Source organism: Streptomyces sp. NBC_01429 (assembly GCF_036231945.1).
GTDB lineage: Bacteria > Actinomycetota > Actinomycetes > Streptomycetales > Streptomycetaceae > Streptomyces.
The window spans coordinates 3,182,761-3,196,029 of record NZ_CP109599.1 but is presented as its reverse complement, the minus strand read 5'-3'; the positions used below and the strand labels follow the sequence as shown (position 1 = coordinate 3,196,029).

The following is a 13,269-nucleotide window of genomic DNA, read 5'->3' as shown; positions in this document are numbered from 1 at the left end:
CCAGTCAAGGGCCGGCGGTGGCACTCATGAGCGCTTGGACATGTGTGACGGCCTGCACTGTGGAGGCAACGGCCCGACGGACCTCTTGTTCCGTTGTGGAATAGCCCAGCGAAAAGCGGATCGTGGCATCGGCGTCTTCGCGGCTGAGGCCCATGGCGATAAGAACATGACTTGGGCTTGGAGCGCCCGCAGCGCAGGCGCTCCCGTCAGAGGCGGCCACATCCGGCATGGAAGAAAGTACCGCGTCGGCGGGAGCGCCGGGGAAAGTGATGCTTGTTACGCCGGGTAGCCGGGGCGCTCCGGCGCCGTTGACGTAGCTACCAGGAAGCCGGGAAAGTAGTTCGCCTTCCAGGAGGTCCCGCAGCTTGGTGCTGCGGGAGGCATCCTCAAGGAGATTTCGCTTGGCGGCCTCGGCGGCAGCCCCCAGGCTGGCGATGCCGGGAACGTTGAGAGTGCCGGCACGCCAGCCACGCTCGTGTCCGCCGCCGAAGGTCAGAGGGCGCTGTGGCAACCGGATACCACGCCGGATGAACAGTGCGCCGACGCCTTGCGGGCCCCCGAATTTGTGTGCGGAGAGCGACATCAGGTCGACGTCGAGTTCCCCCAGGTCGAGGGGGAGCTTGCCGACGTACTGTGTCGCGTCCGTGTGAACCAGGGCTCCAGCCGAGTGGGCGGCCTCGATCATCGGGCTGAGGTCGGTGATCACGCCGGTCTCGTTGTTCGCGAGCATCAGTGAGACTAGGGATACGTCTCGCCCCAGGAACGAGGCATTGAGCGCCTCTGTGTCGAGTTGGCCATACCGATCTACAGGCAAGATGGTGAGGGAGTCCGGGGTGCCGCAAGTGAGAGCTCGTGCGGTCTCCAGTACGGCCGGGTGTTCGACGGCGGAGGTGACGATTAGCTGCTGCCCGGCGTAAGCGGCGTGCAAGGCAAGGTTGTTGGCCTCGGTGGCGCCAGAGGTGAAGATGATCTCACCAGGGGAGCAACCCAGTAGCTCTGCGAGGCTTCGGCGTGCTCGGTCGACCCTGCCTGCGGCACTGCGGCCGTGGTGGTGGACGCTAGAGGCATTGCCTACGGCGCTGAGCGCTTCATGCATCGCTGTGAGTGCTGCCGGGCGCATGGGGGCTGTGGCGTTGTAGTCGAGATACGCCGACTGCGACTCGATCGCATCAAGTTCCATGAAATGCCCCCACTCGTCGTGATTCGCTCCTTATGCCGCTCGTCCTGGTGGGCGTTCTCGACCGGTAGCTCAGGTTCCACCAGGAGCGTTCTGCGATCCTAACGAACCTTCGGGGCTAGTGGGACCGGCACGCCGCAGGTAGTGCAGGCGCTAGCGCTGCGTGAGCATCTCCCATCGAAGAGTGTTCTCTTTTGCTCGTGAGCTTCTGATCAGGGCGGATGTGCGCCCGGTGAAGCCTGAACCGGCGATCTTCGGCCCGTTGTCAGTGGTGGCCTCTACTGTGGATCGCACGTCGTGACCCGAGTCACGGCGGCAACAAGGATCGGACAGCATGGCGTGGTGGAGAGTCGGCAAGTGCAAGGTGGGGACGCGAGAGGCGTGGAAGCGCCTCGGTTGAGGCGCGAGGGAGCTGAAGCGGGATGAGTTCACCCGGCATCGCATTCGCGCGCGTCCTAGATGCGGCCTCCCTTGATTACGTACGCGGCCTCCTCGGGGAAGAGGCGTGCACGCTCCTTGACCTCCTGAGCGGGGGGTATGCCGACGAAGCCATGCTTCGGTCTGTAGCGGCGGCTGCTGTACCCCCTGAGCGGATTTTGTCCGATGTCGATAAGCGGCAAGAATTTCTGGAAATTTTGCCGGGTGACAAAACGGATGAGCTTGCAGAAAGGCTGGGGTGGAAGAAGTCTGGTCGAGCTGCGACATTCCTGCGGAAGTGCGATTGGACGGCGGAACAGCGGAGAACCCTTTTGGGTTTTCTGGGCTTGATTGTCGAACGAGCGCCGAAGGGCCCTCCTGCAGTGCGGGGTACGGCAGAGGCGGGCTACGCGCTCTTCTCGCATCAGCGTCGCGCGGCGGCACGAGCTAGCGAGCGGTTGTACGCGGATGAGCGACGGGTCGTCCTCCACCTACCGACTGGGGTAGGGAAGACCCGGACGGCGATGAACATGATCAGTGATCATTTGCGATCACACGAACCGACACTCGTTGTGTGGCTGGCGCGCGGGAACGAGCTTCTAGAGCAAGCCGCTTCGGAATTCGAGCGAGCGTGGGCAACCCTCGGGAACAGGGATGTGCACGTGGCCCGGATGTGGGGGGACGCGGCAGCCGATCTGACGGGGGTCACCGACGGCATCGTGGTCCTGGGGCTCGACAAGGCAGTCGCGGCAATCAAGAGGGATAGAGACTTCCTCGACCGCTTGGCGCTGAAGACGACCTTGACGGTCTTCGATGAGGCGCATCAAGCCATCGCGCCAACGTACAGCAGGGTTACGGATGCTCTGACGCTTCGCCGGGACTCAAGCCTGCTGGGACTGACCGCGACTCCTGGGCGGACCTGGGCGAACATCGAGGAGGACAAGCGACTGTCGGAGTTCTTCGCTCAACACAAGGTCATGCTGGAGGTCGAAGGGCACGACAACCCGGTCAGCGCCTTGATTGAGGACGGCTACCTTGCCCGCCCAATCTTCCGGACTGTCGCTGCCGACTCTGGCATGAAGCTGAGCAGGAGTGACTGGCACGCGCTAGTGGATGCGTTCGACATCCCTGAAAAGTTGATGGCTCAGCTGTCGACGAGCGCGCAGTGGAACCTGCAAGTGGTGCGCACGGTGCTCGAACTGTCGAAGGAGCACTCGAGGATCTTGCTCTTCGCGGCCTCGGTGGAGCACAGTCGGCTACTGGTGTCCACACTGTCTGCGCTCGGCGTCGATGCGGAGCAAGTGACCGCCGACTCCTCAAAGCAGCACAGGGCGAAGGTAATCGCTCGTTTCAAGGGGAAGTCGAACCGCCCCATGGTGCTATCGAACTTTGGTGTACTGACGACCGGATTTGATGCTCCGGCAGCCAGTGCCGCCGTAATCGCACGGCCTACAACCTCCCTGGTGTTGTATAGCCAGATGGTGGGGAGGGTGATCCGCGGGCCGAAGGCTGGCGGCACCTCGACGTGCGAAGTTGTGACCGTAATTGACCCCGAGCTTCCGGGGTTTGGTGATGTGGCAGATGCGTTTACCAACTGGGAGGACGTGTGGAGCAGCAGATGATCGATGTCGATAGCTACCCGATTGTCAGCGCGGACATGACGGTCAAGGCGATGCGTGACAGTGGGTACAAGTCCACCGCGCACGCCATCGCCGAGCTCATCGACAACGGCATCGAGGCGCAGGCGGACGTCGTTGAGCTCTTCGCCGTCGAGGCGACGGAGAGGCGCACCGAGCGGTCGCGTTACCCGATCGTCAAGATCGCGGTGATGGATAACGGCACCGGGATGGACCGGGAGACGCTCCGCAAGTCCCTCCGGTTCGGGGTGGGGAGCCGCCAGGATCGTAAGGGCATAGGGCGCTTTGGGGTCGGCCTGCCCAACTCCAGCATGTCCCAGTGCACCCGTGTGGACGTTTGGTCGTGGCAGAACGGCCCCGAAAACGCCCTCCACACGTACCTCGATCTGAACCGGATCGACGGCACTGACGCACAGGTTCCGGAGCCGGAGTTGAAGGCGGTCCCGCAGGAGTGGCAGAACCTGAGCCAAGGGCTCGGAACGTCCGGAACCTTGGTTCTGTGGACTGATCTCGATCGTGTGCAGTGGATCAGCACTGCCACCACCCTTAAGCACACCGAGTGGATCATCGGCCGTATCTATCGCAGGTACATCACGGATGGGCGATGCAGGATTCGCCTCGTTCCGGTCCACGGCTGGGAGGAGCTCTCCGGGGCCGCCGACGCTCTTCCTAACGATCCGCTGTACCTGACGCCAAAATCGTCTACCCCTGCACCGTTCGATACGAAGCCGATGTTCAGGCCCATCGGAGCGGGTTCGACGGGGGAGATCGGTGTCGAAGAGTTCATGGTTCGAGGAATGGACGGGAAGATGTATCCGGTCCAGGTCCGCGCGTCAGTCGCCGTAGATGCCGCACGACGCTCGGACGTTGAGGGCGAGCCCTGGCCGAACGACGTTACTCCGACTCTGGATCCCGGCAAGACCCCTTGGGGTAAGCACGCGAAGGGCAATCTCGGGATCTCGCTCATGCGGGCGGATCGCGAACTGGACCTAGATCTCGGCTGGACCAGCATGTACGACCCGATCGAGCGGTTCTGGGGGATCGAGATCGACTTCCCGCCTCAGCTCGATGAGGTCTTCGGTGTGACGAACAATAAGCAGTCAGCCACGAAGTTCACGGCCCTTGCACACTTCGACTGGAGGGAAGAAGCTGAAGGGCTAACTCAGCTGGAGTTTAAGGAGCTGATGAAGGAGGAGGGTGACGGGCGTGCACCGCTGATGGAGATTGTCTCCCACGTACGAGACAAGCTCCTGAAGCTCCTGCGGGATGAGCTGAAGCAGCAGACTCGCGGCACGCGCAAGGCCCGCAGCCGACATGAGCCGGCTGAGCAGCAGGCAGAGCAGGCGGTGAGGCGTCGACGCGAGGAGGCGAGCCCCAGCGAGACGGACTTGCTGGAGACGCAGAAGACGGCTGAGGAGAGCCGGCAGGAGCAGATCGCCGACTTGGTCAAAGAGCATGAGTACACGCCGCGTGACGCAGAGCGCATGGTCGCCGAGACCATGGCTCAAAATCGGCATGTTCGTCTGATCACCAGCCGTTCCCCCGACTCGCCAGCGTTCTTCAACATCAAGTATTACGGTGGTGTGCTCCAAGTCTCGTTGAACATGGATCACCCGGTCTACGACGACCTAGTGGCAGTCCTGGACGACGAGAATCAAGACGCCAGTCCAAGCGAGCTCAAGGATCGGCTGGACCGCGCGTCGAGTGCCTTCAAACTGCTGCTTTTCTCCTGGGCGCGCTTTGAGGACGAGACAACGCAGCCGCGCACGAAGGACCGCATCAAGGGCTTCCGGCAGGACTGGGGTCGTATGGCCAGGGAGTTCTTCACGGTCGATGAAGAGGACGATGAGTGAGACCGGATCACGTCTGGGGGCAGCTTCACGAGCTGTTGAGCTCGGCGAGCGAACGTGTCTTGCTGGTGGCGCCCTTCATCAAGAAGGAAGTGTTCGCTGCGGCAGTTGCTGCCCTCGGTGATCGAGATGTCGAGCTGCTCTGTGTGACCCGCTGGGCAGTCATGGAGATTGCGGCCGGTGTCTCCGATCCGGAAATCGCGGAGATCGCAGAGCGGGACTCTCGTGTCTCCATCGTGCTCTGCCATGACCTCCACGCGAAGGTGTACGTGGCGGATGATCGCTGCCTCGTGGGGTCGGCCAACCTGACGGGGCGGGCGACCGGGCGGAGGATTCCGAAGAACCTCGAAGTGCTCGTCGAGGTACCCGCCGATCATCCGGAGGTGAGGTTGGTCCTTGACCAGGTTCAGCGGACAGCCGTGCCGGCAGATGCAGAGATGGGGCGGCGCCTTCGAGAGCAGGCGAACCTCCTCGCTAACGATGAGGACCGGCCGGATCTTGTGGTCGTCGTGGACGAGGTGGATTCGACCCCCACACGGTGGCGTCCGGAAACGCGCATGCCGGCTCGCCTCTCCAGGGTCTATCGCGGGCTGAAGTGCGATTTCCCGCATGAGATTCTTGCTGGCGTTGTACGGGACCTGGCGCATCTGGACATCTCGCCCGGCTTGGACGAGACAGCCTTTTCCTCGGCTGTACGGACCCGTCTCTACGAGCTCGCCGAAGTCGCCGCGCTCGCGAGGACGGGGAGCCTCAACCAGGTGGACCTTCAGCGGTCGATCATGGAGGCGGATGGCTGCGAGGAGGAGGTCGCGCAGCGCGCGGCTGAGAACATTGCTGAGTGGCTCAAGTACTTCGACGAGGTCAGGATCGTCCAGACCGGGCCCTGGGAGCTGATGCAGGGGCGGGAGATTCGATGATCTTGAAAGGGTGTTCCTGATGAGGGCGGGCGGGAAGCTCGTACGGGACCGGATCCCGGAGATCATCCGCAGGAACGGCGAAGAGCCGGTTTCGTACGTCGCCGATGCGTCGGAGTATCGGCAACGGCTGCGTGACAAGCTGAGCGAGGAGACTGACGAGTTCCTTCAGGCAGACGGCGAGGTTGCCAAGGAAGAGCTCGCCGATGTACTTGAAGTAGTTCAAAGCGCTTGCGCGCAATCTAGGCATGACTCTGGACGATCTGGAACGCCTTCGCGCGAGCAAGGCCGCCGAGCGGGGTGGTTTCGAGAACCGCATCATCTGGATGAACAAGGTGGGCGGTGAGGGTCGCGAGTAGCTGAGCTTGGCCTCTCTACCAAGGGTTGGGGGTGCCTGTGAGGCGGATGAGCCACCGACGGGAAGCGCGGCGACCACGCAAGTAGACGATCTCCGCCTCTGGGGCGAGGCGTGAGATCGCCGCTTCGTGGCGTGCCGCGGCCGAGTCGTGGCGGAGGCGCCGGATGAGTGCGCGGAGCGGATGAAGGGCGCGGTGCGGCTTCAGGATGACGACTATGTCGCAGGCTGACAGGTGACTGTCGGTAGGTGGCGGTGATCGGTTTCGCGTACCTAGGGTGCCACGGGCGGGACCTGGCTGGTGCGCTCGGTGCGGCGGCGGAGGCGGCGCTGACCGAGCAGATCCGCAGTATTTACACCGAGACCAAGGGCGCCTACGGCGTTCCTCGGATCACGCGTGAGCTGCGGGAATCCAGTCCGGTGGTGAACCACAAGCGGTTGGCGAGGCTGATGCGGGCCGCCGGGATCACCGGCCGCCACCTGCGGAAAGGCAAGCGCACCACCGTCCAGTACGCACGGGCGCCGAAGGCCCCGGGCCTGGTGGGCCGGGACTTCACCGCGCCGAGGACGGATGTCCGCTGGTTCGGAGACATCACGTACTTGCCGGTCGGGAACGACTGGTTGTACCTGGCCACGGTCATCGATATGCATTCAAGGCGCGTGGTCGGCTGGTCGATGGCCGAGCACATGCGGGGCAAGTCACTGTCACCTGAAGGTGCAGCAGACCCGATGACATGTTAGTCCAAAGTGATCGGTCCGTCTGGAAGCCAGCCGTCAAGGTAGCCGTCGGTGAGGACCTTCACGGTCTCGACCTCGGGGTGGTCCAGCCAGAGGCCGAGGGCGGCTCGGGGAGTCCAGAAGATGTTCCTGCCCGAGATCTCATCAGCTGACCCCGCAGCGACTCGGACGATGTGAAAGCGCTCCTCCCTCCGCAAGGTGGCGCGTTCGGGGGCGGAAGCCCAGCGGTGGCCAGTGACTGTGCCGATTCTCATCGGACGCACGGGGAAGAGGTCGCGACAGAGTCGGGATGCGGTGTCTGTGTAGTTGTCGCCCAGCAGGGCCGGGCGCTGAGGGAGAGTCCACTTCGGGTGACCGGCCTCTGGGGGCAGCAGGGCGATGCGGTGAGTGAGGTCGATCGCGATGACCTTCGCGATGCGGTGCAATCGTGGAGCTGGCAGGTATCCCATGTTCGAAGGCTTTCTTGTGGCTAATCAAATAGCCAACTTGGTGCGGCGTGCGGGTGATGCGTTTGTTGTGGACATGGCGATTCGGGAAGTGGTCATGCGGTTCGCGGGAAAGAGGGTGTGAAGACCTGGCATCGCCGCAGGTCAGACCTACTCGTGAACGCCCCACCGCAGCTCAAAGCCCCTACCGGGGAGACCCGGTAGGGGCTTTTTGGTGCCGTACGGCGGTGAAGTGCGGCAGCTGCGTCTGATCTTGAGCGTCGAGGTGCCGGTGGCCCTTACCGGGGCATGTTCTCGGTGCCGAGGACGGACAGCAGCCGGATCTTGTCGGCCGCTTCGGTGCCGGTTGGCGCTGTGTGGACAACAACGCGCTGGTCCGCGCCGCACACTGGGGCCGGTGTGCGGCGGCGCCAGTCCGCGCTCAGGGCCCGGCTCACGGCTTGAGCGCGCCGCGCAGCTCCTTCAGGGCCGACACCGGCAGCCCTCGCGAGGCGCCCTCGGTGATCCACGCGTCGAGCATCTCCCGTGTCTGCGGGCCCACTTTGCCGAAGTGCGCCCGCAGATAGCGCGGCAGATCGAACGGCGCCAGCACGGGCAGCGCCCGCAGAACGAGCCAGGCCGCCCACGCGGGTACGGGGAGACGGGGCGGCGCGCGGTGCAGCAGCGCGGCCGTCACCGCCGTCGCCTCGTGGGCGGCCGCGGTCGGCGCGGTCAGACCGGAGCGCAGCGCGGGCAGGGACCAGCCGGCGATCTCCAGGGCCGCCATGTACGGAATCATCCGGGCCGCCCCCAGCTCGGCGGTGCCCGCCCGGCCGGCCCCTCTCGTCCGTACGCCCGCCGCGCGCAGCGCCGCGACGACCGGGCGGGCCCGGTCCCGTGTGCCCCACACCGTGTGCGCCGTGCCGGGCGGCTGCCAGTACGCGATGCCCGCCGACGGGACCTCGTCCGTCCGCGGCGCCGGGTGGGCGAGGACGGAGGGCACCACCTGGACGATCCGCTCCCGGGGCCAGATCCGGGCCAGCGCCGGGAGGTCGCGCGGATCCTGGCCGATGGTCACGATCGTCGCCCCGCCGTCGCTCCGTCCGTGCGCGTCGTCCCCGCCGCCCCCGCCGTCGGGCTCGCGCGGGGCCGTCCGGTCGCGCAGCGCCCGTACCCAGGGCTCGTGGAGGGCCGGGGACGGCACGCACAGCCAGATCGCGTCCCACTCCGCATCGCCCGGGGCCCCGGGCGCCTCCGCGCACACCGTCTCCGTACGCACCGCATCCGGCCGCAGCCGCCCGGCCACCGGCCGTCCGAGGCGGCGCAGCCGGAACAGCGTCCTGCCGTCCTCGCCCCACTCCTCCCGCCCCGGTCTCACCAGATACGTGACGGACGCGCCGCCCCGGGTGAGCCAGAGGCCGAAGACCTGTCCGAGCGCACCGGCGCCCACCATCAAGACCTTCATGTCCGTGCTTTCCCCCGTCTCCCTCCGCTGTGAATTCACGCCGAATCATGCGGATGCCTGAATAAGTCTCGCACTGAGAAGCGAAGATGCGGGAGTCGTGGCGAGAAGTGGCCATCGCCATAACCCGGTCGAGTGAAGCGGGCTCACGGATATTCTCCACCGGCCACTACTGTGCCAAAACATGACCACTACCAACACCGCGTCGAACAGCGCCCAGTACGCATCCCAGTTGGGCACTCTCTCGGTGATTCCCTGGACCAGTGACCCGACCGACAGCGAACGCGGCGCGCCCTATCTGCTGGCCTATTCGCTCGGTGACGGACGGGGCGGGCCCGGGGTCGTCGAGGACACCATGCGCGCGGTTCTCGCCGAGGTCGGGCTGGAGCCCGGCACCGAGCTGGTCGACGCCGCGGAGACGCCCGGCGTATCGATCAAGCTGCTGGTGGAGGCGGGCCGCGCCGTTCTCACGATGCCGTATTTGAACGCGCAGTGCCCCGTGCCCCCGGAGTGGGAGCAGGACGCCAGGGACACCGGCAAGGTCTACTTCCTGGTCGCCACCCGGCCGTGGGCCGAGGCGACGCCGGGCAAGCCGGTCACCGAGGACCAGCTGCGCGCCTTCGCCGGCGACCCGGAGGTGCTCGCCTCCGCCGCGCACTGCCTGCTGCCGGTCCGCAGCCTGCGCGGCTGAGGCTCGACAGGCACAGGCACCGCCACAGACACAGGCACGGGCAGAGAGAACGAGCGAGCGAGAGGAGCGGACGTCGTGGCAACGACCCTGGTCGAGGACGCGTCAACCGAGGAGACCGCGGACAGCGTCGGCGGTGTACGGGGCGGCAGCCGGGCGTTCGCGCTGTTGCTGATCATCACGGGCGCGGCGGGGGTGCTGGCCGCCTGGGTGATCACCATCGACAAGTTCAAGCTGCTGGAGGATCCGAACTTCACGCCGGGGTGCAGTCTGAACCCGGTGGTGTCCTGCGGGAACATCATGAAGAGCGAGCAGGCGTCGGTCTTCGGTTTCCCGAATCCGATGCTGGGGCTCGTCACCTATTCCGTGGTGGTCTTCATCGGGATCGGGCTGCTGGCCGGGGCGCGCTACCGGGGCTGGTTCTGGCGCGGGCTGAACGCGGGGACGCTCTTCGGCGTCGGGTTCTGCACCTGGCTCCAGTACCAGTCGCTCTACAACATCAACTCACTGTGCCTGTGGTGCAGTCTGGCGTGGGTCGCCACGATCACCATGTTCTGGTACGTCACGTCCCACAACATCCGAGCCGGTCTGCTGCCCGCGCCCGACTCCGTGCGCGGGTTCCTGGACGAGTTCACCTGGACGCTGCCGGTGCTGCACGTCGGGGTCATCGGGATGCTGATCCTGACCCGCTGGTGGGACTTCTGGATCAGCTGAACCGGATCAGCTGAACCGGATCAGCTGACGAGGCGGGTCCGGCCCGTCGTCCAGCCGCCCGCCCCTCAAGGTCCCGACAGGAGACCGCGAGGGGCGGCGGCGGTTCGCATCCCGGAGTCCGGCAGCCCGGGAACGCGTGGGCTACTGGCCGACCGGGAGGCCGCCGAGGAGCTGGCCGCCACCGCCCTGCTGCGGCTTGTTCAGCTGGTTGGCGACCTCGTTCACCGAGTGGAGGACCGAGCCCTTGCGCTCGGTGTCCAGCATGTTGCTGTCCAGCGGCTTGGGGTCGCGCAGGCCCTCGCTCAGCAGCTGGTCCACACCGTTGTTCAGGTTGATCGAGGTCTGGGGCGGCTGGCCGGCCGGGGCGGGCGCGGCGGCGAGCGCCGGGGCGGCGGCGGCCCCCAGGGCCAGCACGGAACCGGCGGCGGCGACGACGGTGGCGGCAACCTTCGTGGGCTTCATCGGTGAATCCTTCTCTCGGATGTCTCTCGGACATCCCTCGGCGTTCCGGATGCGCGGGACCGGCACAACTCCGCTCCCGCACAGGCTTTTTGGCGGCGTTTCCCTCCGCCCTGCCTCGTTATCTGTAACGATTCCCCGGCGGGGCGGAAACTCCGTACCGAGGGAATTCTGGGCAGGCCACCCGAATGAGCGGACGCGGAAAAGCCGCCCCGCCCCGGAGGGCAGGACGGCTTTTCCGTGTGAAGCCGACGGCTAACCTCGCCGTTTCAGTTGGGGCTGCTGAGCTGCTGAGCGAGGTTGTTTGAGCCCGTGTCGGCCGGTGGGCATGGTGAGGGCCCGATGCGGGGTCGGGTTCTCCAAGGTCCTTTGAGTCGAGGGTGGGCGGGGACGGCGAGTCAGCTGGCGGGGCGGGGTAGTGCGGCCAGTCGGTGGAATGCGGCCGCGAGTTCATGTCGCCAGGGCCAGGTTGCCGATATCCGTAGGCGGAGGCGGCGGCCGCCCCGGGTGATCCGGGCGGCGACGTGCAGGATCCGGTAGCGGAGTTTCTTGGGTTCGGCAGTCGCGAGTTCGCCGTCCAGCAGGAGGACGCGGGTCCAGGCGAGGAGGTCGATCGCCGCGAGGCTGAGTTCGAGCCAGGCGGCGTTGACGCCGAAGCGGCGGGAGGGGAAGCGGCCGAAACCGGTGGTCTTGCCGCACCGGATGTGATCCTCGACGGTGGCGTGTCCTCGGTGACGGACCTCCAGGAACTGGGCCGAGCCGGAGGCGAATGGGGTATCGGTGAGGAAGACCTGATGCCGCATGCCCTCGTCCTGGTCGAAGAGTGAGAGCTGGGCTCCGGGGTGGGGGCGTTCGCGGCGGACGATGATGCGGGTGCCGGCCGGATAACCGTTCAGGTCGGTCATGCCGGTCAGTTCGGCGACCTCGGCGGACTCGCGGAGGGTGCCGTCCTGGTTCAGAGCGGGGTGCCAGACATGGTCGGGCAGGGATCGGATCGCGCGGCGGACCGGCTCGGCAACGGCGTATCCGACCGAGAAGAAGGTGCGGATTCCGCGTGTTCGCAGGTTGCGAACGTGAGTGAGGAAGGACTTTGCGGATCCGGCGCTGTCGGTGCGGACGAGGATGTCGGTGCCGTGCCGGTGGGCGTCGGGGATCTGTGCGAGAGCGTCGTTCAGGACCGCGATGTGGTCTGCGGCGGTGTTGGCTCCGGCGTTCCCGGGCCGAAGGCGCCCGGACATCGCCTCGCCGGTGTTGGCCAGGAAACACAGCAGAGGGTGGAACCCGAAGCCGCCTTTGTAGGTGGGTGCGGCCTGGTCCTTGTCCGAGTGGCAGGTGATCAGCGTGGCGTCGATGTCCAGGACCAGGCCGGGCAGTTCCCGTCCGCCGGCTGTCGCCGCCGGTATGCCGCCGCGGGTCTCGGATGTTTGCAGCCAGGCCACTTCCCGGGCCTGGGCGCGTGCAGAGCGCAGGCGGTCCAGTACGTGTTCGTCGACGGCGGCCAGCAGCCGCCAGGCAGTCGGTGTCGAGGCGACCGGGCCGAACACCTCGCCCTGGTCGCGCAGCACGGCCAGATCCGTGATGGTCTGACCGCCGTCAGCCACTGTCACGGCGAGGTCGGTGGCGATCCGGCCCGGGTCATGACCGGTGCCTCGTGGCCGGAGCGGTCTCAGCGCGGTGGAGTACGCGCTGGTCAGTCCGGTGACATCGGCGAGATCAGCCAGCAACCGTGCCCCGGCATGCCCGACCATCCCGGCGCCGTCCGCCGAGACATGAAGCCTGGGACGAGAACCGATACCCTGCACGCAGAAAGTGCCTTCCACCTGGACCGACAGAACCCCTCGACAAGGTTCATCGTCCCAGCGCAGAAGGCACTTTCGCGTTACCGCCCATGATTCGGACGGACCCCAAGTGAAAACCCGAGGCTAATGACGTCAGTTGTTGACGCAGACGTTGCCGAAGGAGGGGTTCAGGACGCCGATGACGTCGATGGTGTTGCCGCACAGGTTGATCGGGACGTGCAGCGGGACCTGGACGACGTTGCCGGACAGGACACCCGGGGAACCGACAGCCGCGGCCTCCGCGCCGGAGTCGGCGAAGGCGGCGCCGGAGGCACCGGCGACGGCGGCGGCGGCCGCGGCGGAGAGAACGACGGCCTTGGCGATACGCGACATGGGGAAGGGCTCCTCGGTCGTATGAAAACAGCATGTGCGCCGGGCGCGATTGCCCGACTCATGCATTAACGGCGAACACACCCGGAGGTTGCGGGCCCGAACGGGTGAATCCGCGCTCCGCGTACCCCTGATGGATAAGTCCCGGCCACGGCCCGGGAGTCCGGGCGGCCCCGCGACGGCCGGGCGATCGGGCGCGCCCGGCCGTTCCGCGCGGTTGGCGGCGATTCCCGGTGACGCGCGGCGGGATTGCGTGTAATCGGGT

Annotated in this window: 12 protein-coding genes; 6 read left to right on the top strand and 6 right to left on the bottom strand. The window is 66.1% G+C overall.

Features of this window, described 5'->3' with window-relative positions; translation table 11 throughout:
- Positions 1–4 precede the first annotated feature (4 nt).
- The gene (locus tag OG627_RS13545; protein WP_329064804.1) at positions 5–1,180 is read right to left on the bottom strand and encodes a cysteine desulfurase family protein; all 1,176 of its coding nucleotides are present in this window, start codon (positions 1,178–1,180) and stop codon (positions 5–7) included.
- A gap of 419 nt (positions 1,181–1,599) precedes the next feature.
- On the opposite strand from OG627_RS13545, the gene OG627_RS13540 reads away from it, so the two are divergent.
- The 4 genes from OG627_RS13540 to OG627_RS13525 all read left to right on the top strand — a co-directional run bounded on the left by OG627_RS13540 (position 1,600) and on the right by OG627_RS13525 (position 7,091).
- Positions 1,600–3,216: a DEAD/DEAH box helicase gene (locus tag OG627_RS13540; RefSeq protein ID WP_329064802.1), complete on the top strand. Its 1,617-nt coding sequence runs from the start codon at positions 1,600–1,602 to the stop codon at positions 3,214–3,216.
- On the top strand, positions 3,201–5,084 hold the full coding sequence (locus tag OG627_RS13535; RefSeq protein WP_329064800.1) for an ATP-binding protein: 1,884 nt from the start codon (positions 3,201–3,203) through the stop codon (positions 5,082–5,084). The genes OG627_RS13540 and OG627_RS13535 overlap by 16 nt, the downstream gene beginning before the upstream one ends.
- Positions 5,081–5,998: a phospholipase D family protein gene (locus OG627_RS13530; protein ID WP_329064799.1), complete on the top strand. Its 918-nt coding sequence runs from the start codon at positions 5,081–5,083 to the stop codon at positions 5,996–5,998. The genes OG627_RS13535 and OG627_RS13530 overlap by 4 nt, the downstream gene beginning before the upstream one ends.
- A gap of 601 nt (positions 5,999–6,599) precedes the next feature.
- Positions 6,600–7,091 carry an IS3 family transposase gene (locus OG627_RS13525; RefSeq protein ID WP_329064797.1) on the top strand — a complete coding sequence of 164 codons (492 nt, stop codon included), beginning with the start codon at positions 6,600–6,602 and terminating at the stop codon, positions 7,089–7,091.
- On the opposite strand, the gene OG627_RS13520 is transcribed toward OG627_RS13525, so the two are convergent.
- Together OG627_RS13520 and OG627_RS13515 are read right to left on the bottom strand one after the other, a co-directional pair.
- Positions 7,088–7,537 carry a hypothetical protein gene (locus OG627_RS13520; protein ID WP_329064795.1) on the bottom strand — a complete coding sequence of 150 codons (450 nt, stop codon included), beginning with the start codon at positions 7,535–7,537 and terminating at the stop codon, positions 7,088–7,090. The genes OG627_RS13525 and OG627_RS13520 overlap by 4 nt on opposite strands.
- A gap of 430 nt (positions 7,538–7,967) precedes the next feature.
- Positions 7,968–8,978 (bottom strand): ketopantoate reductase family protein, encoded by a 1,011-nt coding sequence (locus OG627_RS13515; protein ID WP_329064794.1) that lies wholly within the window; start codon positions 8,976–8,978, stop codon positions 7,968–7,970.
- A 181-nt stretch (positions 8,979–9,159) separates the two neighbouring features.
- Here OG627_RS13515 and OG627_RS13510 point away from each other — a divergent pair, with 181 nt between their 5' ends.
- Positions 9,160–9,666 carry a DUF5949 family protein gene (locus tag OG627_RS13510; RefSeq protein ID WP_329064793.1) on the top strand — a complete coding sequence of 169 codons (507 nt, stop codon included), beginning with the start codon at positions 9,160–9,162 and terminating at the stop codon, positions 9,664–9,666.
- Positions 9,667–9,753: 87 nt separating this feature from the next.
- Positions 9,754–10,377 carry a vitamin K epoxide reductase family protein gene (locus OG627_RS13505; RefSeq protein ID WP_329072627.1) on the top strand — a complete coding sequence of 208 codons (624 nt, stop codon included), beginning with the start codon at positions 9,754–9,756 and terminating at the stop codon, positions 10,375–10,377.
- Between the two features lie 141 nt (positions 10,378–10,518).
- Here OG627_RS13505 and OG627_RS13500 read toward each other — a convergent pair whose 3' ends face one another.
- From OG627_RS13500 to OG627_RS13490, 3 genes are all read right to left on the bottom strand, one after another.
- A complete protein-coding gene (locus tag OG627_RS13500; protein WP_329064792.1) occupies positions 10,519–10,839 on the bottom strand; it encodes a hypothetical protein in 321 nt (106 codons plus the stop codon).
- A 395-nt stretch (positions 10,840–11,234) separates the two neighbouring features.
- Complete coding sequence (locus OG627_RS13495) at positions 11,235–12,656, bottom strand: IS1380 family transposase (protein ID WP_443073424.1); 1,422 nt, start codon at positions 12,654–12,656, stop codon at positions 11,235–11,237.
- A gap of 111 nt (positions 12,657–12,767) precedes the next feature.
- Positions 12,768–13,007, bottom strand: coding sequence for a chaplin (locus OG627_RS13490; RefSeq protein WP_329064790.1), 240 nt, complete (start codon positions 13,005–13,007; stop codon positions 12,768–12,770).
- Between the last annotated feature and the right edge of the window lie 262 nt (positions 13,008–13,269).